We start from the raw sequence: 23,729 nt of genomic DNA, 5'->3' as shown, positions 1-23,729 counted from the left end.
GTCCGGCGCGGCACCCGGCCGCCCCCGCTCACCGCGCGCCCCGCGCGCACCCGCCCGCTCCGCCCGTCACGGCGCGGGTCACACCACGCGGCCCGGCAGCGGCCGGCCGCCGACCCGATCCGAGGAGCCCCTGCCATGCACACGATCCTCAACGGCCGCCGCGCGGCCGCCGCCGCGCTGACCGCCGCCCTGCTCGTCCCGCTGTCAGCCTGCGGCGGCAAGGACGACGAGAAGGCCGACGCCGCGGGCACCTCGTCCGCCTCGGCCCCGGCCCCGGCCGGCGCGAGGGCCGCCCACCTCACCGTGCTCGCCGCGTCCTCCCTCACCGACGTCTTCAAGGCGGCCGGCGCGGCCTACGAGAAGTCCCACCCGGGCACGAAGGTGACCTTCTCCTTCGCCGGCTCGCAGGAGCTCGCCGCCCAGGTCAAGCAGGGCTCCCCCGCCGACGCGCTGGTGACCGCCGACACCAGGACGATGGACGGCCTCAGAGGCGAGACCGACGACGCGACGGTCATCGCGAAGAACCGCCTGGTCATCGCCGCCGGCCAGGGCAACCCCTTCAAGATCGACGAGCTCAAGGACCTCGCCGACTCCAAGATCAAGGTCGTCCTCGCGGCGCCGGAGGTCCCGGTCGGCCGCTACAGCAAGCAGATCCTCGACGCCCAGAAGATCGAGGTGAAGCCGGTCTCCCAGGAGCCCAACGTCCGCGCCGTCCTGAGCAAGGTCGAGCTGGGCGAGGCCGACGCCGGCCTCGTCTACAGGACGGACTCCGCCAAGTCCGGCGACAAGGTCGTCACCGTCGACATCCCGGACGCCCAGAACGCCGTCGCCTCCTACCCGGCCGCCACGCTCAAGCAGTCCAGGAACTCCGAGGCCGCGGCCGCGTTCGTGGCCTGGCTGAGCACCCCGGAGGCGCAGAAGATCCTCCAGGACGCCGGTTTCCAGAAGCCGTAGCACCACGGTCCCCCGGGGGCTGTCCGGTCCGGGGGACGGGCAGCCCCCTTCGCCATGCCCCGAACGCGGTGCCCCGCCGCCGTAGGCTCCCCACGCTCCCCCGTCCCGCCCGTCGCAGCAGCTCCCGAGCAGGAACCCCATGAGCAGACTCCGCACCCGTACCCGGCCCCCCGTGACACTGGCGCTCCCCGCGCTGCTCGCCGTCGCGTTCCTGCTCCTGCCGCTGATCGGCATCCTGACCCGCACCCAGTGGGGCGACCTCGCCGAACACCTCACCAGCCCCGGTGTGGTCGAGGCCCTGCGGCTGTCGCTGCTGGTCTCCGCCTGGGCGCTGGGCCTGTCCCTGCTGCTCGGGGTGCCGCTCGCCTGGCTGCTGGCCCGGGTCGAGTTCAAGGGCAAGGCCTTCGTCCGCTCGCTGGTGCTGCTGCCGATGGTGCTGCCGCCGACCGTCGGCGGTGTCGCGCTGCTGCTGGGCTTCGGGCGGCGCGGGCTGCTCGGGCCCTGGCTGGAGGACGCCTTCGGCATCACGCTGCCCTTCCACACCTCGGGCGCCGTCGTCGCGGCCACCTTCGTCGCCATGCCCTTCCTGGTGATCAGCCTGGAGGGGGCCCTCGGCGGGCTCAAGCAGAGCTACGAGGAGACCGCCGCCTCGCTCGGCGCCCCGCCGGTCCGGGTGTTCTTCACGGTGACGCTGCCCATGGTGGCCCCCGGCCTGATCGCGGGCGCGGCCCTGACCTGGGCGCGTGCGCTGGGCGAGTTCGGGGCGACCATCACCTTCGCCGGGAACCTGCCCGGCACCACCCAGACCCTGCCGCTCCAGGTCTACCTGCTGCTCCAGGACCGCCCCGAGGCGGCCACCTCGGTGTCGCTGCTGCTGCTCGCCATCGCCATGGGCGTCCTCATCGCCCTGCGCGGCCGCTGGACCGGCACGCCGGCCGCCGTCCGCACGGCACCCCGGAGCCTGCCCGCGGCCGCCGAGGAGCCCCCCGCCGAACGGAACGAAGGCCTGTGGGACGACGCCGGGCCGGCCGCCGCCGACGACGGCCGCTGGCCCCTGCACGCCGAGGTCACCGGCTTCAACCGGCTGACCCTCGACGCCGATCCGGGCACCACCATCGCCGTGGTGGGCGAGAACGGAGCCGGAAAGACCACGCTCCTGCGCGCCCTGCTCGGCCTGACCCCCCGCGCGCACGCCGAGCTGCGGCTCGGCGACACCGACGTCACAGCCCTGCCCCCGCACCGCCGCCACGTGGCCTGGGTTCCGCAGGACGGGGCACTGTTCCCGCACCTCAGCGCCCTCGCCAACACCGCGTACGGACTGCGCGCCCGCCGGGTGCCGCGCGCCGAGGCCCGCCGGGAGGCGCAGGCCTGGCTGGACCGGCTCGGTGTCGGACACCTCGCCCAGCGGCGGCCCGGTCAGCTGTCCGGCGGGCAGGCGCAGCGCGTGGCCCTGGCCCGGGCACTGGCCGCCCGCCCCCGGCTGCTGCTGCTCGACGAACCCCTCGCCGCCCTCGACCAGACGACACGGGCGCACGTGCGGCACACCCTGCGCAGCCACCTCGCGGGCTTCGGCGGGGTGTGCCTGATCGTCACGCACGACCCCGTCGAGGCGGTGTCGCTGGCCGACCGGGTCCTCGTCCTGGCCGACGGCCGGACCCTCCAGGACGCGCCGCCCTCCGAGGTCACCCGGCATCCGCGCTCGCCGTGGGTGGCCCGGATGCTGGGGCGCAACGCCTGGCCGGGCACGGCCTCCGCCGAGGGGCTCGCGTTGGCGGGCGGCGGGCGGCTGGTGGTGGCCGAGGCCCTCCCGGAAGGGACGCAGGCCCTCGCGATCATCGCCCCGGAGGCGGTGTCGGTGCACCGGGAACGGCCCGGCGGCAGCCCCCGCAACGTCTGGCCCGGCACCGTGCGCGAGGTCACCGCGGTCGGCAGCCGGCTGCGCGTGCTCGTCGGCTCGGCCGAGGCGCCCGACCTGGTCGCGGAGATCACCCCGGAGGCGGCCGCCGAACTGGGCGTGGCCGACGGCGCCGCGGTCTGGACGAGTGTGAAGGCCACCGAGGTCACCCTCGTACGCCTGTAGGCGGTGCCACCGACAGCCAGTCGCGGCCGGGCGCGGCGAAGGCGTCTGCTCCGAACAGGGTCCGGCCGCCGCGGGGCGCCGCGACGGTCAGCACCCCCTCGTCCCGTGCGGCGGCGAAGCGGGGCGCGCCGAGGGTGAGGACCGCCGCCCTCTTCCCGGTCGTGCGGCGGAACTCCGCGAGGCGCAGCATCAGCAGGGCGGACTCCTTGGCGTCCAGGGTGTCCGGCGTGTACGGCAGGACGACGGCCAGCGCGGCCGTACCCGGCTCCCGGGCGGCGGTGTCCAGGGCCTGGCGCAGGGCCCGCATCCGGGCCAGTCCGGCGCCCCGGTCGAGGGTGCGGCGGCGGGTGTCGAGCGGGAGGAAGCGCACCCCGCGGTGCAGGAAGGGCGCCTTCTCCGCGCCGGTCAGAACCAGTTCGGCACCGTCCCCGTCCCCGGCCGCTTCCCCGCCCGCGGCGAACCGCCAGGGCCGTGCCCGGACCCGGGCGGCGGTCGTCACCACCGGGTCGGGCCGGGCGGTGCCGGGGGCGGCGGGCCCGGTGGGCGGGACGGTGGCGGTCAGGGAGTCCAGGAGCAGCCGGCCGGGGCGGGCCCCGGGGGCCGCCGAGAGGCGGGTGACGCGCAGGGGCTGTTCGGCGGTAGCCGGGACCGGCAGCCGGACCTCCCGCCAGCCGGTCCAGTCGACGGCGGGTCCGCGCAGGGTCACGGGCACCCCGTCGGCCCCGGCCAGCTCCACGGCGGGCCGGGCCCCCGAACCGTCCCCGCCGACCCACAGGGACAGGGCCCGGGTCAACTCCGGTACGGGGACCTGGCGGGGCGGGACCGCGGCGGCGCCGGCGCGTGCCTCGATGGCCAGCCCCGGGCCCGGGTGGCCTTCGGCGGGGGCGGCGCCGGGTCCGGTCCAGGCGGCCGCGTCCTCGAAGCCGGCCACGGGGGCGGTGGCCGAGCCGGCGCCGAGGGCGAGTTCGGCGGTGGCGCCGGTGGCCCTGACGGTGGCGGACAGCCGCCCGGCGGCCTGGGCGACGAGGGCCGTGACGGTGAAGCCGCCCCGGCCGTCCTCTGCGACCCGCCAGCGGGTGCGGTCGTAGCGCAGGGTCAGGTCCCGGGGTTCGACGGGTGCGGCGGCGCCCTGGGCGTCGTACCCGCGCAGGCTGAACCCGGCGCTCTGCCCGCGTCCTTCCAGGCCGATCCGGGCGGGGACGGCCCGGACCCCGGCGAGCGGCCCGAGCACGTCGAGCCGCACGGCCCCCTCGGGAGCCCCCGTGGCCGTCCCCGCGGGCGCCCCGTTGCCGGACGCGCCCGTATCCGCCTTCGCTCCCGGAGCCGTTGCGCCGGCCGGGCCCTTCGTTCCGCCCCCGCCGGTCCCTTCTCCGGCCGAGGCCCGGACCGTGGCCGGGCCCGGGCGGTCGGCGCGGTAGACGCCGTCCGGGCCGATCCGGCCGCGGTCGGCGCTCCAGCGCGGGGTCGCGGCGGCCGGGGCGAGCGCGGTGTCGTAGGCGGTGGCGGTGAGGGTGCGGGTCAGGCCCGGGAAGAGCCGGGTGGCGCCTCCGGCGGGCTCGACCCGGAACCCGGCGGGTGTGCCGGGGCCCGCGGGGGCGGTCAGGACCAGGCCGTTGGGCACGGGGCGCGGCCGGCCGTCGGAGGGCGAGTTCTCCAGGGTGGGGGCCCCCGCCCCGGGGTGGGTGGCGAGCAGGGTGGAGGAGCCACCGCCGTCGAGGTTGAGGGCCTCGTACGCGCCGAGCCGGTGCATGAGCGCGCCGAGGCCGGTGAGGGTGAGCCCGCCGCTGTCGCGCCGGCGGCCGTCGACGGTGACCAGGGTCAGCCGCCGGCCGTCCCGTGAGAGCCCGACGGCGGTGCGCGGGGCGGCCGCGTCGTTGGCCTCGCCGTCGTGGCCGACCGGGGTTCCGGCGGCGACCAGGGTCCCCCGCCCGCCGATCGCCGTCACGGGGGCCGGCCCCGACCCGGGCAGTGGCCGGGCGGTGACGTCCACCGCGTCACCCGGGCGCAGCGCGGCGAGCGCGGCCGCCCGGGCGGTGCCGCGGGCGGTCAGCAGGACGGTGCCGGGGGCGGGCCGGGCCGCCGGGGCGGGGCCGGTGGAGGCCACCCGCCCGTCGCGCAGCACCACGGCCGGCCCGGGCCCCAGGGCCGGGAGCTGCTTGCCGCTCCAGTCGGCGGTGTAGGCGGCGAAGCCGTCCGCGGGCGGCCTGGCGGCGTTGTACCCGGCCAGGGGGTGCGTCTTCCCGCCGGGCAGGGTCACCGTCCCGTCGAGGCCCAGGCGCAGCAGGCGGCCGGCTCCGTCCGGGCCGAAGCCGACGGCCGCGCCGCCGCCGGGGCCGGGTGAGGCGGAGTGCAGGAGCCGGCCGGATCCGATGCCGGGGCCGAGGGGGGCGCCGGTGGAGCGGATGTCGAAGAAGTCGCCGTTGACGGCGGCGACCACACGCCGTCCGGGCCCGGCGCGGTGGTGTGCGACGGCCTCGGCGAGGGTGACCGGTCCGGCGGCGCCGCCGGTGCCCAGGTACTCGGCGCGTACGCCGCCGCGCGGGTCGAGGTCGGCCACCAGCTCGTCGATCCGCAGCCAGCGGTCGGCCTCCAGCCGGTCGTACGACTCCAGGCGGATCCCGGGGGCGAGCTGCCGGCCGGTCCGGGCGGTCTCGATGCCCTCGCCGGGGCCGCCGGCCGCGGCGTACGCGGGGACAGGGGCCAGGAAGGCGGCGCTCAGCAGGGCGGGCAGCAGCGGACGAAGGCTCATCACCCCGGCAGGATCGCCATACTGTACGACCATCGGCCCGGAGCCGCACCGCGTGGACCGGCGGGTTCATCCGTTCGCACCCGCCGCGGCGCCGTTCGGCCGCTGACGGCTCCTGGCACCCCGCGGGCCCGCCCGCCTCCTGTCCGGCGGACCTCACCCTCCCGGGTGCCCCGCCTCCGGGACGGTGAACTCGCACCAGACGCACTTCCCGCTCCCCCGGGGCTCCACGCCCCAGCCGTCCGCGAGGCGGTCCACCAGCATCAGGCCGCGGCCCGACACCGCCCAGTCGTCCGCCTCGCGGCGGCGCGGCAGGGCGCTGCTGGAGTCCTCGACCTCGATCCGGATCCGGCCCTGCGCGGTCAGCCGCATGCCGACCTGACCTCCGCCGTCGGTGTGCACGAGGGCGTTGGTCATCAGCTCGTCGGCGGCCAGTTCGATCTCGTCGGCCCGCTCGCGGGCGCCCCAGGCGGCGGCCGCCGCACGGATCAGGTGCCGGGCCAGGGCCGGGCCGTCCGGGTCCCCCGGGGCCAGGTGCTGGCGCAGCGGGCCGCCGTCGGGCGGGGCGGGGGTGCCGCGGCGGCGCAGGACGAGGAGGGCCATGTCGTCCCCGCCGCCCGCGTCCCCGACGAGGCCGCACAGCACGTCGGCGAGTTCCTCGACGTCGGCCGGGCCGTGGCAGGCCGCTTCCATGAACTCCCGCAGGCCGGTCTCGAGGTCCCCGCCGGGCCGTTCGATCAGGCCGTCGGTGCAGAGCAGCAGGGTGTCCCCGGGGTGCAGCTCCATGCTGGTGACGGGGTAGCCGCAGCCGGTGCCGGGCGGGTCGCGCGGGGGCAGTCCCAGCGGGAGCCCGCCCGCCACCTGGACGCGGTGGCAAGTGCCGTCCCCGCGCCGGACCACCGGATCGAGGTGGCCGGCCCGGACCAGGTGCAGCATCCCGGTGTTCAGGTCCACCTCGGCGTAGGTGCAGGTGGCGAAGCGCTCGGTGGCGAGGTCGCGCAGGAAGGCGGAGGCCCGGGCCATCACCGACCCGGGGGTGTGGCCCTCCATGACGTACGCGCGGAGCACGATGCGCAGCTGGCCCATGACGGCCGCCGCGTCCGTGTCGTGGCCCTCGACGTCGCCGATCACCACCCCGACCCGGCCGCCGCCGAGCGGGACGACGTCGTACCAGTCGCCGCCGATGTCCCGCCCGATCCGGGCCGCCCGGTACCGTACGGCGATCCGGGCGCCCGGCACCTCCGGGATGTGGCGCGGCAGCATGGCCCGCTGGAGGCCCTCGGCGAGGTCGTGCTCCTGCTCGAAGAGGATGGCCCGCTGGAGGCTCTGCGCGATGCCGCTGCCGAGCGCGACCAGCAGGTTACGCTCCTCGGCGGTGAAGTCGCCGTCGCGGGCGTAGAGCAGCCCGAGCGCGCCGATGGGCCGGCCCTGGGCGATGAGGGGCAGGTAGACACCGCTGCGGACGGACAGCGGCTCGATGTACGGCCACAGCTCCGGGTAGCGCCGCCGGAACTCCTCCCGTGAGGAGAGGTAGACCGCCTGGAGGGTGCGCACCGCCTGGCTCATCGGCAGCCGCGCGTCGATGCGGGTGTACTCGATCTCGGGGACGTACGCGCCGAGCTTCCCCTCCGCGACCAAGTGGATCCGGCCGCCGTCGACGATGCCCAGCATGACGCTGACGGCGCCGAGATGGCCGAGGCTCTCGGGGTCCTTGAGGATGTCGGTGACGTCGTTGACGGTGCGGGCGTGGGCGAGGATCGCGGCGGTCCGCTCGACGACCCCGGTCATCCGGCGCTGGCCCTCGTCGCGCTCCCCCGCCGCGCCGGGCTCGGCCGGGTCCTGGGCGGCGTCGCGGAGGATCCCGATGATCCGGCACGGGCGGCCGGCCCGGTCGCGCAGGACGTGGCCCTGGAGGTGGGTCCAGGAGGTCTCGCCGTTCTGGCGGAAGGTGCGGAAGTAGGCGCCGTAGTGGCTGCGGCCGTCGCGCAGCGCCTGCTGGACGCGGTGGTCCAGACGGGCCTCGTCGCCGGGGACGATCCGGGTGCGCAGCCCGCCGGGGGTTCCGTCGAACTGATCCGCGGGCAGGTCGAGGACCTCGAGGGCGGTGGCGTCCAGGTGCAGGTGGCCGCTGTCGAGGTCCCAGTCGAAGGTGCCCATGCGGTTGAGCGCGAGGCTCAGTTCGGGCCGCGCGGGCCAGTCGACCGCCGGGGTAGGTCCCCGCTGGTCCATGCAGCCAGGGTCTCACCCTTCCCCGCGCCCGGCAGCGTGCCCGGCTCCCCGCCTTGCCGGGGCCCGTGCCCGGGCAGACGATCGGATCGTCCCCTCTGTCTGCGAAGGGAAACACCCATGCGGCACCTGAGCTGGGCGTACCGGGCCTCGGTCGGGTCGGTGCTGGCGTGCGGACTGGCCGTGGGTCTCGCCACGCCCTCGTCGGCGATGTCGAGACTGGTGAGCCTGAAGCTGAACGCCCCCTACGTGACGGTCTCGTTCCTCGACACCGAGCCCCATGACAGGAGCAACGTCCTCGTCCTGCGCCCCCAGGGCGGCGGGGAGACGCTGCGGGTGATCCTGGCCGACGAGATCCCCGGCGTGGGGAAGACCGTCGTCAGAAGGCTGGACGCGGGCATCCGCCCGGACACCGCCTACTGCGCGGCGGTGGAGGTCGCCACCCCGGCCGCGCAGGAGCCCTCCGCGCTCCCGTCGGAGCCGCCGACCGCGCTGCCCGAACCGGACGGCGTCGGCACCGTCTACGAGACCGGGACGGTGTGCGCCGACCCGCCCGGCCCCCCGCCGCGGCGGGCGGGGGGCCGGGCGCCCTGATGCGCTAGTAGGGGTTCTCCGGAGGGTTGGCCGTCGTGGCCGCGGGGGCGGGCGCCTTGGTGGGCGGCGGGGCGGGTGCCGTGGTGGGCGGGGCTGCGGGAGTGCCGGTGTCCTCCGGCGGGTAGGGCTCCGTGGCGGTCTCGGAGGGCGCCGGCGGAGTGGCCGCCGACGGGGCCGCGCTGGCGGTCTCCGTCGCCGGGCCCGTGGGCTTCGCCGTCGCGGTCGCCCTCCCGGACGGGGTCGCGGTCTCCGTCGCGGCGGACGGGGACGGCTTCGGCGAGGGGGCCGAGGGCGAGGCGGGCGGGGTGGTGGGCACCGGGGTCGGCGTCGGCGGGGGCGGGACGGGCTTGTCGGGCTTCGGGGCGGCCCCGCGCCCGCGTTCGAGCCAGCGGTGGTACTGGTGGTCGTAGATGACGAAGCCGCTCACGATGGTGTCCGCCGGCGCCACGGCCACCACCTTCGCCGGCTCGTACGCGCCCCACGGCGCCCCGGACCGCTTCGGGTTGGCCTGCAGCGGCACCGGCGGACCCAGCGGGTTGCCGCAGGCGCAGCGCACTCTCGGCATCCCCCGGTCGTCCACCAGCACGGCCGTGCCGGCCTGGAGCACCGCCTGGAAGGGGTAGGCGGCGCCGTTGCTGTAACCGTGGTTGGTGACCCGGGTGTCCAGGCGCAGTTGTACGGAGGTGAGCCCGCGCAGGTAGCCGGGCACGGCGCCCGCTTCGATGCCCAGGGCGCCGGCGAAGGCGGCGTTCTTGGCGGGGTCCGCCGACAGCGCCGCGATCTGCTTCTCCACGTCGCAGCTGGCTACGTCCTTCGTGCCGCCGTAGAGGCCGGGCGCGGAGCCGCTGACGCTTCGGGTGGCCGCCCTCGCCGTGGCGGTGGCCGTGGCCGCGCCCGGGCTGGGTGCCGCGCTCTGCGGCGGCGGGGTGGCCTGCCGGGCGGCCGTGGACTCCGTGAAGGGGTCGGGCCCGGAGGCCGCGGCCGGCTGGAGGAACAGCTCGCCCCCGGCCTGCCCGGAGGACCCGCCGGGCCGGGTCAGCACCACGGCCAGGGCGGCGACGGCCGCCACCGCCACGGCCGCCGCGGCCAGCCGGGGCACGGACCGCCACCAGGGCCGCCCGGGCGGCTCCCCGCCACCGCCGGATGATCCTCCGGGAGGCGCGGGCGGCGGGGGTGTCGACCCCCGGTCCCCGCCCGAGAGGGGGCCGGAAGGGGGGCCTGTGGGACGCTCCGACCGCGGCGGCTGCGACGACCCCGGCGGTTGCGAGGAGAACGGCGGCGGCTGCCCACCGGACGGCTGAGTGGTCACGGGCCCTTCCTCCCAAGCACCGAATGAAGAAAGCCGGAGTTGTCCGTATTTCTGACACTCCTGCCGCCCATTGTGTGCGGGGTCCGAGTGGTGGCCGCAAGCCGGGGATGCCACGGTTGCAGGGTGAACAGCACCTCCCCGAAGGCGTGGCGTGACGCCCTCGCCGCCGTCGCGGCGGGCTTCGCGGTGATGACCGCGGTGGCCGCGGCCGGTCTCGCCTGCGCCGGGGCCGCCGATCTGCCGGGCGGCGCGTTCCCCCATGTGGTCGCGGCCGTCGTCGTGATGGCGGCCGGCGGCGACATCGGCGTCACGGGCGACGCCGGACTGCTGGGGGGCGCCGACGCGAGCCTGTCGGTGCTCCCGCTGTCGGTGAGCCTGGCCGGCGCGCTGACCACCGGATACCTGTTCCTGCGCCCGCTGCGCCACCGCGCGGTGGCCGGGCCCCGCGAACTGCTCGCCCGGGGAGCGCGGTCGGCGCTGCTCTGGCTGGTCCTGCTCACCCTCCTCGCCCTCCTCGCGGACCACACCTTCCACGTGCTGGACAGCGGCTCCCCGCTGGAGGACCTGGGCAACCTCCTCGGCTCCAGCCCGACGGTGGGCTTCCGGGCGGACCTGCCCGCCACCCTCCTGTTCGGACTGCTGTGGATCCTGGGCCTGTTGCTGATCGCGCTGCTCGTCTCCCGCCGGGCGCCGCTGCCCGCCGGCCTGCTCCGCTTCCACACCGCGGTGCGGCCGGCCGCCTTCGCCACCGCCGTACTGCTCGTCGGGTACGTGGTCCTCGGCCTGGTGGTCGGCCTGGTGGCGGCCGCCACCCAGGGGCACGCCGCGCGAACCCTGGCCGTGCTCCTCCTCGGCCTGCCCAACCTCGCCTGGATCGGCCTGACCCTGGGCTTCGGAGGCGCCTGGCAGGGCCACGTCGAGGGCCCTTTCGGCCTGCCGGTGCCTCAACTGTTGGACCAGGTGCTGCGCGGACCCGACCTGTCCACCCTCGACGTGTCCTCGCTCGCCGAGCACGACGGCCGGGCCTGGTGGCTGGTCGCCGTGGCCGTCGCCGCCCTGCTCGCCACGGGCGTGCTGGCCGCCGTGCGCTCCCCGGCGGGGGTGCGGCCCTGGCAGCACGCCCTGCACCTGGCGGTGGCGCTCGCGCTGGCCACCCTGGCGGTCTGTCTGCTGTGCCGGATCCAGGCCCGGTTCGGGCTGTCCCTGCTGGGCATCGGGGACGACTCCGGGCTCGGCGGCACGGTCGAGCTGACCGCCTCGCTGTGGCGCGACACCGGCCTCGGCCTGCTCTGGGGCGCGGCGGCCGGCTTCCTCGGCGCCCTCCTGGCCCGCCCCCTGCACCACCCCGGCCGCGTGGACGAACCCGACCCGCCCGCCGGACCCCCTGACACAGAACGGACCCCCTGACACAAACCCCGGCCACCGCCGGCGTCAGGCCCGGCCCCGGAACACCGGCAGCGCCCACCGGGGCGGCGGAGGCGGGGGCTGCGGTCCGGCGGCCTGCGCGAGCGCCCCGGCGTCCGCCACGGCTCCCGAGACCGCGCCGGCCACCGGAGCGGCGGCCGCGGCCGCTCCCGCCCGGCGCAGGGCCCCGGTGAACTCCAGGCAGCTCCCCCAGCGGTCCTCCGGCGACTTCGCCAGGGCCCGGGCCAGCACCTCGTCCACCGCCGCCGTCAGGTACGGTCGCCGGGAGGACGGCGCGGGCGGCGGGTCGAACTGGTGGGCCCACAGCAGGGCCATGTCGTCGTCGCGCTGGAAGGGCGGCCCGCCGGTGAGCATCTCGTACACCACGCACCCCAGGCTGTACACGTCGCAGCGGCCGTCCACGGGCTTCCCGGCGATCTGCTCCGGCGCCACGTAGTCCAGGGTCCCGACGAACTGCCCGACGCTGGTGAACCCGGTCAGCGACAGCGACTTCTTCGTCAGTCCGAAGTCCGTCAGGTAGACGTGCTCGGGGTGTTCGCTGTCCGTGCCGTCCGCGACGAGGATGTTGCCGGGCTTGACGTCCCGGTGGACGAGGTCGTGGTCGTGGGCCGCGTCGAGCGCGGAGGCCACTTGGCCGGCGATCCGGGCGGCGGTGTCCACCGGCAGCGGACCCGTCCGGTCGAGCAGGGCCCGCAGGTCCTGCCCGGCGACGAAGCGCATGGCGATGTAAAGGAGCCCCTCGGTCTCCCCCGCCTCGAAGACGGGCACGATGTGCGGGTGGTCGATGGCCGCCGCCGCCTTCGACTCGTGGGCGAAGCGCTTGCGGAAGGTGTCGTTGCGGGCGAGTTCGGGGGCCAGCAGCTTCAGCGCCACCGTCCGGTCCAGCCGCAGATCGCGGGCCCGGTAGACGACCGCCATCCCGCCGCGCCCGATCTCGCTCTCCAGCAGGTATCCGGCGATCTTCTTGCCCAGCAGCCCGGAGGGCCGGCCGCCCAGGGAGTCGGCGGCCCCCATCAGCGCCCACCGTCCCCGGGCGCGTCGACGACGCGGGTCGGCTCGTGCCCCGGCTCGGGCGGTACGGGGGAACCCGCCGCGGTGGCGGCCTCCGCCGGCGGCGGCGCCGGGGCCGCCTCCCGCTCCGGCTCCGCCGCGGACGAGGCGCCCGGACCCGAGACCACCGCGTAGGTGGCCAGGCGGCTTCCGTCGGCGTACATCCACCGGCGGGAGGTCTCGTCGTAGAGCCACGCCGACTCCCCGTCGATCACGACCCCGACCCGCACTCCCCGTACGGCCCGCCCGAAGTCCTCGCCGGCCGTCCCGCCGCCGGCGTGGTCGCGCACGGCGCTCCGGTAGCGTTCCAGGGCCTCGGCGGCGCGTCCGAGCAGCGGCCCGGGGTCCTCGGTCCGCGCAAGGGACCGGCCCGCCGTGGGCGGCGGCTGCGGCACCGCCACCAGCAGCCGTCCGTCGACCCAGGCGGACCAGCCGTTGGCGCAGAGGATCTCCGTCCACTCGCCGCGCCGGGACAGCAGCTGCACGGGCAGGAACGGGTCCAGGGGCGCGGTCGGCCGGGTCACGTCGGGTGCCTCCCAGGCCGGCAGCCCCTCCTGCGGCACGACGTGGGTGGGGCGGAATTCCGGGATCGGGTCGGGGAAGGTCATCGCCGCGGCTGCTTCCTCATGACGGCCGGCTCCTGCATGCGCAGCAGCCGGGCGACCACCAGGCCGAAGACCACGGCCTGGACGATCAGCATGGCGATGCAGAACAGCCACACCCCGGCCTCGTGGTGGAAGAGCGGGTCCTGCGTGATCTTGCCGGGCATGATCCTGCCGAGTTGGAGGGTGGCGCCCATCGCGCCCATCGCCCACCGGGAGGGCGCCAGCCACGCCACCTGTTCGAGGAAGGGGACGCCGGACAGCTTCAGCAGGCTGCCGCAGAAGACGACCTGCACGATGGCGAGGAGGACCAGCAGCGGCATGGTGACCTCCTCCTTGCGGACCAGGGCGGAGATCAGCAGGCCGAGCAGCATGGCCGTGAAGGACAGCAGCGCGACGGCGATGGTGATCTCGACCAGCGGAGGCATCAGCACGCCCTTGCCCTGCGGGGCGTTGAGGTTCACTCCGGCGAGGGCGATGAGGGTCAGCACGACGGCCTGGGCGATGGTGATGGTGCCGAGCACCACCACCTTCGACATCAGATAGGCGGTGCGGGACAGCCCGACGGCGCGTTCCCGCTGATAGATGACGCGTTCCTTGACCAGTTCACGGACCGCGTTGGCGGCTCCGGTGAGCACCCCGCCGATGGTGAGGATGAGCAGGGCGTTGAGTACGGTCTCGGCGGTGAGGGTGCTCCCCGCGAGCGCGCGCGCCATGACGCCCATCATGAACGGCAGCGCGACCATGATGACGAGGAAGGTGCGGTCGGCGCCGAGCACGGCGGCGTAGCGGCGGACCAGGGTGGACAGCTGGGCGCCCCAGCTCTGCGCCTTGGGCGGCGGCGCCGGCGGGGCGGCCGCGGCCCTCCGTGCGGCCTCCGCCGCGGGCCCGGGCCCGCGGGCGGTGAGATCGACGTAGCGCCGGTGCTCGGGCGAGCCCCGGAAGGCCCCCGCCCAGTCGCGCTCCCGGTCGTTCTCGAAGACCTCGAAGGCCTCGGGCCACTCCGCGAACCCGAAGAAGCCGAGGGCCTCCTGGGGCGGGCCGAAGTAGGCGACGCGCCCTCCGGGGGCCAGGAACAGCAGCCGGTCGCAGACGTCGAGGCTGAGCACGCTGTGGGTGACGACGATGACGGTGCGGCCGTCGTCGGCGAGGCTGCGCAGCATGTTCATCACCGAGCGGTCCATGCCGGGGTCGAGGCCGGAGGTGGGTTCGTCGAGGAAGAGCAGCGAGGGCTTGGTGAGCAGTTCGAGGGCGACGGAGACCCGCTTGCGCTGGCCGCCGGAGAGGCTGTGGATGGGCTGGTCGGCCCGCTGGACGAGGCCGAGTTCGCGGATCACCTCGTCGACGCGGGCCTCGCGTTCGGCCCGGCTGGTGTCCTGCGGGAAGCGCAGTTCGGCGGCGTACACGAGGGCGCGGCGGACGGTGAGCTGGGCGTGCAGGATGTCGTCCTGGGGGACGAGGCCGATGCGGCGGCGCAGCTCGGCGTAGTCGCGGTAGAGGTCGCGGCCGTCGTAGAGGACACTGCCGGTGTCGGCGGGGCGCAGGCCCGTGAGCGCGCCGAGGAGGGTGGACTTGCCGGCGCCGCTGGGGCCCACGACGGCGAGCAGGCATTTGGCGCCCACGGGGAAGCTGACGCCCTCCATGAGGGTCTTGCGGCCGTGGTCGACGGTGACCGCGAGGTCCTGGACGTCGAGGGAGACCTCGCCGGTGTCGGTGTACTCCTGGAGCTGGTCGCCGACGAGGCAGAAAGCCGAGTGGCCGATGCCGACGATGTCGCCCTCGGCGATCACGGCCCGGTTGACGGGGGCGCCGTTGAGGTAGGTGCCGTTGTGGCTGCCGAGGTCGACGATCTCGTACGTGCCGTCGGCGAGGGCACGCAGCTCGGCGTGCCGGCGGGAGACGACGAGGTTGTCGATGACGAGGTCGTTGGCGGCGGGGTCCCGGCCGATGCGCAGGGCGGTCCGGGCGGGCAGCTGCCGGACGCTGGTGGGGCGCCGGAAGGTGCCGGTCATGGCCGGGTTGGTGACGGAGGAGGGGCGGCCCGCGGGGGAGGGGGGCGGCGTGCGGCCGACGAGCAGGACACGGGGGCCGTCGACGGCGTTGCCGAAGCGCAGCTCGGTGCCGGGGCCGACGCTCTCCACGCGGACGCGGTGGCCGTCGGGGGCCCAGGTTCCGTTGGTGCTGTTCTCGTCCTCGACCGTCCAGTGGTCCCCGTCGGGCCGCAGGACGGCGTGGTGCCAGGAGACGCGGGCGTCGTCGAGGCAGATCTCGCAGAGGGGGTCGCGTCCGACGTGGTAGGTCCTGCCGGGGCTCATCTCCGTGGAGCCTCGGGCGGTTTCCAGGACGAGTGCGGGCGCGGTCGGCACACCGGGGCGCTGGACCATGACCAGATTTTCGCACGATCCGTCCGTCCTGGCATAAGCGCAGGTCAAGCGGGTCTTATGGGTAATGACAACGGTGCCCGTTGCAGCCTTTGCCCTCTGCGCCGGGGTGCGCTTCACTTCACGCGTCGGAACCGAACAGACGGGGGACGCCATGACCGGGCGCGACAGCCACGACCACGACCACGATCACTCCCACGGCCACGGGCACGGCCACGCGGGGCACAGCCACGGCGTGGACCCGGACGCCGACCGCCGCTGGCTGGCGATCGCGCTCGCCCTGATCGGCGGCTTCATGGCCGTCGAGGTGGTCGTCGGCGTGGTGGCCCATTCGCTGGCCCTGATCTCCGACGCCGCGCACATGCTGACGGACGCCGTCTCCATCGTCCTCGCGCTGATCGCGATGCGGCTGGCGGCGCGCCCGGCGCGCGGCGGGTTCACGTTCGGGCTCAAGCGCGCGGAGATACTCTCCGCCCAGGCCAACGGCCTGACCCTGCTGCTGCTGGCGGTCTGGCTGGCGTACGAGGCCGTGCGGCGGCTGCTCGACCCGCCGCCGGTGGAGGGCGGGCTGGTGCTGGTGACGGCGCTGGCCGGGATCGTCGTGAACGTGGCCGCGGCCTGGTGCATCTCACGGGCGAACCGCTCCTCGCTCGCGGTGGAGGGCGCCTACCAGCACATCCTCAACGACCTGTTCGCGTTCATCGGGACGGCCGTGGCCGGTCTGATCGTGCTCACCACCGGTTTCGTGCAGGCCGACGCGATCGCCTCGCTGGTGGTGGTGGTCCTGATGGTGAAGGCCGGGTACGGGCTGGTGCGCGAGTCCGGCCGGATCTTCCTGGAGGCCGCTCCGGCACACCTGGACCCGGACGCGGTCGGCGACCGGCTCGTCGTGCACCCGCCGGTGACGGAGGTCCACGACCTGCACATCTGGACGATCACCTCGGGGCAGGCGGCGCTGTCGGCGCACGTGCTCGTGGAGGAGGAGGGCGACTGCCACGCCGTGCGGCGCGATCTGGAGGCGCTGCTGGCGAAGGAGTACGGGATCACCCACACCACCCTCCAGGTGGACCACGCCCAGGACGAGCTGCTCTCGGTCGGCCGGGCGGGCGAGGGGCCGGACGCCGCCGACCCGCACTGCGCGGACGCGCACGGCCCGGTCCACCGCCAGGGCCCCCACGAGCACTGAGGTCCCCCGTACCGGCCCCCGCCCCGGTTCCGATCACTGATCGGGGCCGGGGCGGGGCATGTATGGGACCGTGACGCAGCCGAAGAGGTACAAGCGGAGCGCCGGCCTCCTGCTGTTCCGCAGGGGCCGGGGCGGCGGGGACGGCGGGGTGGAGGTGCTGCTCGGCCACATGGGCGGCCCCCTGTGGGCGGGCCGGGACGCCGGGGGCTGGGCGATCCCCAAGGGCGAGTACGGGCCGGACGAGACCCCGCGCGACGCGGCCCGCCGCGAGTTCACCGAGGAGCTGGGCCTGCCGCCGCCGGAGGGCGAGTACCTGCCGCTGGGCGAGGTCAGGCTGAGCAGCGGGAAGCTGGTGACCATCTGGGCGGTGGAGGGCGAGCTCGACCCCGCGCTGATGGTGCCGGGGACCTTCACCATGGAGTGGCCGCCGCACTCCGGGACCGAGAGCGAGTTCCCCGAGCTGGACCGGGTGGCCTGGTTCAGCCCCCCGCTGGCCCGGACCAAGCTGATCGCCTCTCAGGTGCCGTTCCTGGAGCGGCTCCTGGCACTGCTGGTGGATTGACCTGACCTTTACTTGCCAGCAAACGCCACCTGCGTGGACATTGCACAGATGACGAACGTCGCGCTGGTGGGAACCCTGGACACCAAGGGTGTCGAGTACGGCTGGCTGCGCGAGAGGCTGCTGCGCGCCGGCGTCGAGGTGGTACTGGTCGACGCGGGGATCCTGGGAGAACCCGGGGTCCCCGCGGACATACCGCGCGAGGAAGTGGCGCGGGCCGCGGGAACCGAACTCCCTCGATTACGCACGGCCGACCGGGGCCCGGCCCTGACCGCGATGGCCAGGGGCGCGGAGGCGGCCCTCCTGAGGCTCCACGCCGAGGGCCGGCTGCACGGGGTGCTCGCCATCGGCGGCAGCGGGGGCACCTCCATCGCCACCCGGGCGATGCGGGCCCTGCCGCTCGGCGTGCCGAAGGTGATGGTGTCGTCCATGGCCTCGGGGGACGTGTCCCCGTACGTGGGCTCCTCGGACATCACCATGATGTACAGCGTGGTGGACATCGCGGGGATCAACAGCGTCTCCGCACCGGTGCTGGCCAACGCGGCGGAGGCGGTCGCCGGGATGGCCAAGGGCTTCGCCCGCTCCGCCCTGGACCGCAGCCGCCCGGCCCGGCTCGGCGCGGGAGCGCGGCCGCTGGTGGCCGCCAGCATGGCGGGGGTGACCACGGCCGGCGTGGACGCCGCCCGGGAGCGGCTGACCGAGCTCGGCTACGAGGTGCTGGTCTTCCACTCCAGCGGTACGGGCGGGCGCACCCTGGAGAAACTGGCCGGCCAGGGCGTCTTCGCGGGCGTGCTGGACCTGACCCTCAGCGAGCTCGCCGACGACCTGTGCGAGGGCGTCCTCACCGCCGGCCCCGACCGTCTCAGCGCGGCCGGGCGGGCCGGGATCCCCCAGGTGGTGAGTCTGGGGGCCCTGGACCTGGTGAAGTTCGGGCCGCTGGAGACCCTGCCGGAGCGCGCCCGCTACCGGCGGGTGCGGGTGCACAGCCCCTCGATCACGGTGGTCCGCACGACGCAGTCCGAGTGCGCGGAGCTCGGGCGGCGGGTGGCCTCCAAGCTGCGGGCGGCGACCGGGCCGACGGCGGTCTGCGTACCGCTGCGCGGGCTGTCCACGCTGGGCGCGCCGGGGGGCCCGTACCACGACCCGGACGCGGACGGGGCGCTGTTCTCGGCGCTGCGCGAGGGCCTGCGGGGCAGTGCCGCGCGGCTCTACGACTACGACACCCACATCAACGACCCCGCCTTCGGGCGGGCGGCGGCGGACCGGCTGCACGCCATGATCGGCGCGGTGTCGGCCGCGGCCTGACTCCCCAACGGTCGCGTTCCGGCCGGTTCATGACCGCTTCGCGGCCGTTTCCCGACCTCTGTTGACCGTATGTCCGTCCGAGGACCGGACGGGAGGAGTAGTCGGGAACCGGCCGTGGCTCAATGGTGTCCATGCGTGTGGCCGGTCGGAACCGACCGGTCCGGCTCTGGGTGGAGCCGGTGACGCCACGGAGGGGGGCGGGGATGAGCAACGGCTGGACGGTACCCGGGTACACCGAGGTCCGCGAGCTCGGCTCGGGCGGCAGCGGCCGGGTCGTGCTCGCGGTCCACGACGGCACCGGCACGGCGGTCGCCGTGAAGTACCTCAGCGACCGAATGCGCGAGGACCCGGCCTTCGCAGGGGAGTTCCGGGCCGAGGCCCGGCTGCTGGGCGGCCTGGTCTCCGCGTACGTGACGCAGTTCTACGAGTACGTCGAGGCGCCGGACGGGGCCGCCATCGTCATGGAACTCATCGACGGGGTCTCCCTGCGCTCGGTGCTGCGGGAGTCGGGGCGGACGGACGCCGAGGCCGCGCTGGTGGTCCTCAAGGGCTCCCTGCTCGGACTGGCCGCCGCTCACCGGGCGGGCGTCGTCCACCGCGACTACAAGCCGGAGAACGTGCTGGTGGCGGCGGACGGTTCGTCCAAGCTGGTCGACTTCGGGATCGCCGCGAACCGCGGCACCACCCCCGGGGTGGCGGGAACGCCCGCCTACATGGCCCCCGAGCAGTGGCAGGGGCAGCCGGCCTCGCCGACGGCCGACGTGTACGCGGCCACCGCGACCTTCTTCGAGTGCCTGACCGGCCGCAAGCCCTACGACGGCGCGAACTTCGCCGAACTCGCCGTCCAGCACATCGAGGCGCCGGTGCCGGAGACCGAGGCCCCCGAGCCGGTACGCCCCCTGATCCGGCGGGGCCTGGCCAAGCGGCCGGAGCAGCGGCCGGAGAACGCCGAGGCCTTCGTCGCGGAGCTGGAGGCCGTGGCGGTGGCCGCGTACGGGCCGCAGTGGGAGGAGCGCGGGCAGCAGAAGCTGGCCGCGCTGGCCGCGCTGCTGCCGCTGCTGTTCCCGTCGGCGGGCGACGCGGCGGCGGGCACCACCGCGGTGGCCACCACCTCCATCGGCTCGGGCTGGGCCCCGGGGCGCGGGGGCTGGTTCGCGACCGGGCTGGCTCTGGTGCTGGGCGCGGTGCTGGTGTTCACGACGGACGCGGCCGGCACCCCGCCGTCGCCCTCGGCGCTGAGCGACTTCGCCACCACGAGCCCGGCCGCGCCCGGGTCCACCCCGACGGCCGGCCCGCCGACGCCGGGGCCCTCCCCCACGGCCTCCCCGACGGCTTCTCCCACACCCTCCCCGTCGCCCCCGGGCAGCCCGAGCCCGACGGCCTCGCCGTCGCCCACGCCCACGGCCTGGCCCTCCACCGGCACCAGCCCCTCCTGGAGCCCGACCCCGACGACCGGCTGGCCGCCCACCCCGACGCCCACGCCCACGCCCACGCCCACACTCCAGGTGACCGGGCTGGGCGTCTCCCTGAGGCCCGGGGTGTACCGGGCGGACGCCACCGTCTCTTTCGCGACCCGGGGCAGCGGGCCGGTGACCGTCGTCCTGCAGTGGTTCCTGGGGGACGCACAAGGCGTCCACGCGGTCCCCGACGGCACCGACACGGTCGTGGTCCCGGCCGGAGCGCCCACCACCGTCGTCCGGTCCCACACCTTCCCGCGCGGCCGCGGCTGCTACGCCGGCGTCCGGGTCACCACCCATCCCGCCGCGGCCGACGGCGCGGCCTCCGACTCCCAGCCGCTGGTGCGCTGCACGGACCTGGAGCCCCCCCGATGAGCGATCCGCACGCCCCGCAGGACGAGGACTACAGCGCCACCGTCCTCGGCAGCCACTGGTTCAGCGGCCCGCCGCCCCCGGCGGACGCCGCTCCCGACCGGGTCGAGGGCGCCGTGCTGCGCTTCGGCCCCGGGGTGACGGCGGCCCTGCCGGCGTCCTTCCCCGTGGGGCCGGCGCCGGCTCCCGCGCCGCCCCGGCGGCGGGGCGGCGGCTGGCGGAGGTACACCCTCGCGGCCGTGGTGCTGGCCGGGGTGCTCGCGTACCTGGGCTGGCAGCGGTTCGGGCCGGCCGTCCAGGTGCGCGGGGTGGCGGTGAGCACCGCGCCGCAGGGGCCGGGCTGTGACGCGGCGGCCGACGTGGTGGCCTCCGTACGGACCGACGGGCGCCCCGGGACCCTGACGTACCGCTGGGTGCGCAGCGACGGCACCCGGTCGGAGGAGCTCACGGAACGGGTTCCCAGCGGCCGCACGGAGGCGACCCTCCACCTGATGTGGACCTTCAAGGGCACGGGCACCTACCCGGCCCGGGCGGAACTCCAGCTGCTCTCCCCCACCCTGCGGACGGCGGCGACGGAGTTCACCTACAACTGCCCGCGCTAGCTTGGGTCCGGGGGGCCGTTTCGCGTTCCCCTCCCCCGCCGCAACCGGGGGAGGGAGTCTCAGAACCGCGCGTGGGCGGTGATGTCGGCCTGGAACTCCCCGGTCATCGCGGGGGTCACCGTCGGCCTGCACTGGGCGACGGCCGCCAGGTAGTCGGCCGTGGTCGCGCCGGGCTGGGCCGCCGCGCCGCGCACGCCGGCGGCCTCCAGGTCCCGCTCGAAGGAGACCTGCGCCGCGATCCGCGCCGCGTGCTCGATGTCGGCCGGGGTGAACAGCTCGGTCGCCGCCACCAGGGCCGTCACGTCGACGTCGGCGCGCCCGGCCGTGTAGCGGGACCAGATCGCGGCCCGGGCCCCGGCGTCCGGGGTGCCGATCGGGATCAGGTAGTCGAAGCGGCCGGGCCTCAGGAAGGCCGGGTCGAGGGAGCGGATGGAGTTCGTCGCACAGACCAGCAGCCGCTCGTCGCCCTCCCGGAAGCCGGGTATCAGTTTGAGCAGTTCGTTGGTCACGCCGTGGGCGCCGCCGGACTGCGCCGGCTCGGTGCGCACGGGGGCGATCTCCTCGACCTCGTCGATGAAGACCAGCACCCGTTCCAGCTCGGCGATCCGGGCGAAGGCGTGGCGCAGGGCCGCTGCCAGGTTCCCGCCGTCGGCCAGCCGGGAGGGCAGCAGCTCCACGAAGGGCCAGCCCAGCCGGGAGGCGATGGCCCGGGCGAACGTGGTCTTGCCGGTGCCGGGCGGGCCGAAGAGGGTGATGGCGCGCGGCGGGCGCACCCCGTGCGCGGCGGCCCGCTCGGGTTCGGCCAGCGGGAGCACCACGCGGCGCTCGATGAGTTCCTTCTCCTTCTCCATGCCGGCGACCTCGGCCCACAGGTCGTTCGGCAGGAACCGGCCGCCGAGGTCGTCGAGGAGTGCGGCCGCCGGCCCGTGCAGCGGCTCGGTCTTCTCGAAGTAGGCGACGGCGGGCTGGCGGGTGTAGCCGGCGTTGAGGAGGCCCTCGCCGAGCAGGTCCTCCTCGGGCAGGACGTACGCGATCCGCCCCACGCGGGCGGCCATCAGACGGCGCTCCAGCTCGACCAGCAGGGCGCTGGCCAGGCCGCGCCCGCGCCATCCGGCGGCGATCGCGATGCGCATCACCCAGGCCCGCTCCCCGCTCACGCAGGCGAGGGCCGCGCCGATGGGGACGCCCTGGTGGACGGCGACCACGCAGGGCTGCCGGTCGGTCAGCGCGCTGATGCACTCGGCGAGCGAGAAGACCGACTCCTGGCCGAGTTCGGCCGTCGTGTCGATCAGATGGACCACCGCCGGGAGATCGCCCTCGCGGTAGTCGTGGATGAGCCAGTTCACCGGGTACCGCCCCTCGTTCGTGCTCTTGCGGCGAGGCTAGGGGCGGGCGGGCCCGGCGCTCACGCACCGCCGTGCACAACAGCGGGTGCGGAAACCGTCCGCGGCGTCCATAGACCGGTGCGTTCCGCCGAACTCCCGCCCCGGGGAGGCGGGCCCGTTCATGGCTTCCGACAGCTCCGCGCGGGCCCCGGCATTCACAGCTGATTCATACGGAATTCCGTGCCGGGGCCACAGTTTCCCCGGGGAGGCTCTGTTGCATGATCCAACGCATCCTCCCCCGCAAGGCCGCCGGCCGCCCCCGCGCCCGTGCCCGGCGGGCGTCACGGATCCTGCTCGCGGTGACCGCGATGGGCGCCCTGCTCGGCCTGGACCTGCCGCAGGCCGGGGCGGCGTCCCCGCTCGGGGTGACCGAGGGGGCCCCGGCCGACGCGGAGGCGGGGCGGATCGGGGCGCTGTTCGCGGGCGGGCTCGACGGCGGGCACTTCTGCACCGCTTCCGTGGTGCGCAGCCTCGGCCACGACCTGATCGCCACCGCCGCGCACTGCCTGGACCACCCGGACACCACGGTCTTCGCCCCCGGCTACCGGGACGGCGCGGCCCCGTACGGGCTGTGGCGGCTGACCCGCGTGTACGTGGCCCCGGGCTGGACGGACGGCCAGGACCCCGACGACGACATCGCCTTCGCGAAGGTCGCGCCCGCCGACGCCGGGGAGACCCGGGCCGTGGAGGACGTGGTCGGCGCCTTCCCGGTGGCGGCCGCGCAGCCCGCCGACGTGACGGTGACCGTGCTGGGGTATCCGAGCGTCCTGGACGCCCCGCTGCGCTGCTCCAACGCGACGAACCTGTTCTCGCCGACCCAGCGCCGGATCGACTGCCCCGACCTGAGCGGCGGCACCAGCGGCAGCCCCTGGCTGGCGGGCGGCGCGCTGGCCGGGGTCCTCGGCGGGTACCAGGCCGGCGGCGACGTTCCGGAGGTCTCGTACAGCGCGGTGGTGGGCGACCGGGCGATGGCCCTGTACTGCGAGGCGGCGGGGGTGGCCCGTTAGGCGGTCTGCGGGGGCTGCGGGGGCTCGAACCAGGTCGGCTCCTCGCCGAGGGAGCGGTGGATCCGGTTCAGGGCGAAGGGTTCCAGCGGCGGCAGGGCGTCCGGGGCGAACCAGGCCACCTCCAGCAGCTCCCCGTCGGCCGCGCGGGCCTCGCCGCCGGTGGCCCGGCAGCGGAAGGTGATGTCCTGGTACTGGCAGACGTCGCCGTTGGCATAGGTGACCGGTTCGAGCATCTGGACCAGGACGACCCGCTCGGGGACGCACCGCACCGCCGTCTCCTCGTACACCTCGCGCACGGCCGTCTCGGCGGGCTGTTCCCCGGGCTCGGCTATCCCGCCGACGACCGACCAGCGGCCGGTGTCGGCCCGCCGCCCGAGGAGCACCCGTCCCTCGTCGTCGAAGACGACAGCGGTGACACCGGGCAGCAGGAGGAGCAGGTGGCCGGCGCCGGCGGCCCGGATCTCGCGGATGAACTCGGGTGTGCTCATG

General features: G+C 75.7%; 18 protein-coding genes. 10 read left to right on the top strand and 8 right to left on the bottom strand.

The window, feature by feature from the left end; translation table 11 throughout:
- The first annotated feature begins 135 nt into the window (after positions 1 to 135).
- Positions 136 to 954: a molybdate ABC transporter substrate-binding protein gene (gene modA / locus ACFY15_RS18295; RefSeq protein WP_390686585.1), complete on the top strand. Its 819-nt coding sequence runs from the start codon at positions 136 to 138 to the stop codon at positions 952 to 954.
- Between the two features lie 139 nt (positions 955 to 1,093).
- Positions 1,094 to 3,034, top strand: a complete 1,941-nt coding sequence (locus ACFY15_RS18290) for an ABC transporter permease (protein WP_390686586.1) — start codon at positions 1,094 to 1,096, stop codon at positions 3,032 to 3,034.
- Here the strand turns inward: ACFY15_RS18290 and ACFY15_RS18285 are convergent.
- Complete coding sequence (locus ACFY15_RS18285) at positions 3,015 to 5,783, bottom strand: phosphodiester glycosidase family protein (RefSeq protein WP_390825792.1); 2,769 nt, start codon at positions 5,781 to 5,783, stop codon at positions 3,015 to 3,017. The genes ACFY15_RS18290 and ACFY15_RS18285 overlap by 20 nt on opposite strands.
- A 153-nt stretch (positions 5,784 to 5,936) precedes the next feature.
- Positions 5,937 to 8,009 carry a SpoIIE family protein phosphatase gene (locus tag ACFY15_RS18280; RefSeq protein ID WP_390825791.1) on the bottom strand — a complete coding sequence of 691 codons (2,073 nt, stop codon included), beginning with the start codon at positions 8,007 to 8,009 and terminating at the stop codon, positions 5,937 to 5,939.
- 117 nt (positions 8,010 to 8,126) lie between these two features.
- Between ACFY15_RS18280 and ACFY15_RS18275 the strand changes: the two genes are divergently transcribed.
- Positions 8,127 to 8,600 (top strand): hypothetical protein, encoded by a 474-nt coding sequence (locus tag ACFY15_RS18275; protein ID WP_390686589.1) that lies wholly within the window; start codon positions 8,127 to 8,129, stop codon positions 8,598 to 8,600.
- Positions 8,601 to 8,604: 4 nt separating this feature from the next.
- Here ACFY15_RS18275 and ACFY15_RS18270 read toward each other — a convergent pair whose 3' ends face one another.
- Positions 8,605 to 9,909, bottom strand: a complete 1,305-nt coding sequence (locus ACFY15_RS18270) for a DUF6777 domain-containing protein (RefSeq protein ID WP_390825790.1) — start codon at positions 9,907 to 9,909, stop codon at positions 8,605 to 8,607.
- Between the two features lie 123 nt (positions 9,910 to 10,032).
- Between ACFY15_RS18270 and ACFY15_RS18265 the strand changes: the two genes are divergently transcribed.
- Positions 10,033 to 11,316, top strand: a complete 1,284-nt coding sequence (locus ACFY15_RS18265) for a streptophobe family protein (RefSeq protein WP_390686591.1) — start codon at positions 10,033 to 10,035, stop codon at positions 11,314 to 11,316.
- Between the two features lie 24 nt (positions 11,317 to 11,340).
- Here the strand turns inward: ACFY15_RS18265 and ACFY15_RS18260 are convergent, their stop codons facing one another.
- From ACFY15_RS18260 to ACFY15_RS18250, 3 genes are read right to left on the bottom strand one after another with little or no spacing between them, the layout of a single operon-like run.
- A complete protein-coding gene (locus ACFY15_RS18260) occupies positions 11,341 to 12,348 on the bottom strand; it encodes a serine/threonine-protein kinase (RefSeq protein WP_390686592.1) in 1,008 nt (335 codons plus the stop codon).
- On the bottom strand, positions 12,348 to 12,992 hold the full coding sequence (locus ACFY15_RS18255) for a hypothetical protein (RefSeq protein WP_390686593.1): 645 nt from the start codon (positions 12,990 to 12,992) through the stop codon (positions 12,348 to 12,350). The genes ACFY15_RS18260 and ACFY15_RS18255 overlap by 1 nt, the downstream gene beginning before the upstream one ends.
- Positions 12,989 to 15,370 (bottom strand): FHA domain-containing protein, encoded by a 2,382-nt coding sequence (locus tag ACFY15_RS18250; protein ID WP_390825789.1) that lies wholly within the window; start codon positions 15,368 to 15,370, stop codon positions 12,989 to 12,991. Before ACFY15_RS18250 ends, ACFY15_RS18255 begins: the two co-directional genes overlap by 4 nt.
- 151 nt (positions 15,371 to 15,521) lie before the next feature.
- Between ACFY15_RS18250 and ACFY15_RS18245 the strand changes: the two genes are divergently transcribed.
- From ACFY15_RS18245 to ACFY15_RS18225, 5 genes are all read left to right on the top strand, one after another.
- Positions 15,522 to 16,553, top strand: coding sequence for a cation diffusion facilitator family transporter (locus tag ACFY15_RS18245; protein ID WP_390686595.1), 1,032 nt, complete (start codon positions 15,522 to 15,524; stop codon positions 16,551 to 16,553).
- 70 nt (positions 16,554 to 16,623) lie between these two features.
- Positions 16,624 to 17,115 carry an NUDIX domain-containing protein gene (locus ACFY15_RS18240; protein WP_390825788.1) on the top strand — a complete coding sequence of 164 codons (492 nt, stop codon included), beginning with the start codon at positions 16,624 to 16,626 and terminating at the stop codon, positions 17,113 to 17,115.
- 48 nt (positions 17,116 to 17,163) lie between these two features.
- Positions 17,164 to 18,417 carry a Tm-1-like ATP-binding domain-containing protein gene (locus ACFY15_RS18235; RefSeq protein ID WP_390686597.1) on the top strand — a complete coding sequence of 418 codons (1,254 nt, stop codon included), beginning with the start codon at positions 17,164 to 17,166 and terminating at the stop codon, positions 18,415 to 18,417.
- Positions 18,418 to 18,620: 203 nt separating this feature from the next.
- Positions 18,621 to 20,249, top strand: a complete 1,629-nt coding sequence (locus ACFY15_RS18230) for a serine/threonine-protein kinase (RefSeq protein WP_390686598.1) — start codon at positions 18,621 to 18,623, stop codon at positions 20,247 to 20,249.
- Positions 20,246 to 20,848, top strand: a complete 603-nt coding sequence (locus ACFY15_RS18225; protein WP_390686599.1) for a hypothetical protein — start codon at positions 20,246 to 20,248, stop codon at positions 20,846 to 20,848. Before ACFY15_RS18230 ends, ACFY15_RS18225 begins: the two co-directional genes overlap by 4 nt.
- Before the next feature lie 59 nt (positions 20,849 to 20,907).
- On the opposite strand, the gene ACFY15_RS18220 is transcribed toward ACFY15_RS18225, so the two are convergent.
- Positions 20,908 to 22,194, bottom strand: coding sequence for an ATP-binding protein (locus ACFY15_RS18220; RefSeq protein WP_390686600.1), 1,287 nt, complete (start codon positions 22,192 to 22,194; stop codon positions 20,908 to 20,910).
- Between the two features lie 257 nt (positions 22,195 to 22,451).
- On the opposite strand from ACFY15_RS18220, the gene ACFY15_RS18215 reads away from it, so the two are divergent.
- The gene (locus ACFY15_RS18215; protein WP_390686601.1) at positions 22,452 to 23,240 is read left to right on the top strand and encodes a trypsin-like serine peptidase; all 789 of its coding nucleotides are present in this window, start codon (positions 22,452 to 22,454) and stop codon (positions 23,238 to 23,240) included.
- On the opposite strand, the gene ACFY15_RS18210 is transcribed toward ACFY15_RS18215, so the two are convergent.
- Entirely contained in the window at positions 23,237 to 23,728 is a 492-nt protein-coding gene (locus ACFY15_RS18210) for an NUDIX domain-containing protein (RefSeq protein ID WP_390686602.1), read from the bottom strand. The genes ACFY15_RS18215 and ACFY15_RS18210 overlap by 4 nt on opposite strands.
- Between the last annotated feature and the right edge of the window lies 1 nt (position 23,729).

This window comes from Streptomyces sp. NPDC001373 (genome assembly GCF_042895815.1).
GTDB lineage: Bacteria > Actinomycetota > Actinomycetes > Streptomycetales > Streptomycetaceae > Streptomyces.
Note: the sequence above shows the minus strand (reverse complement) of the source record. Positions and strands in the feature narration are given on the sequence as shown.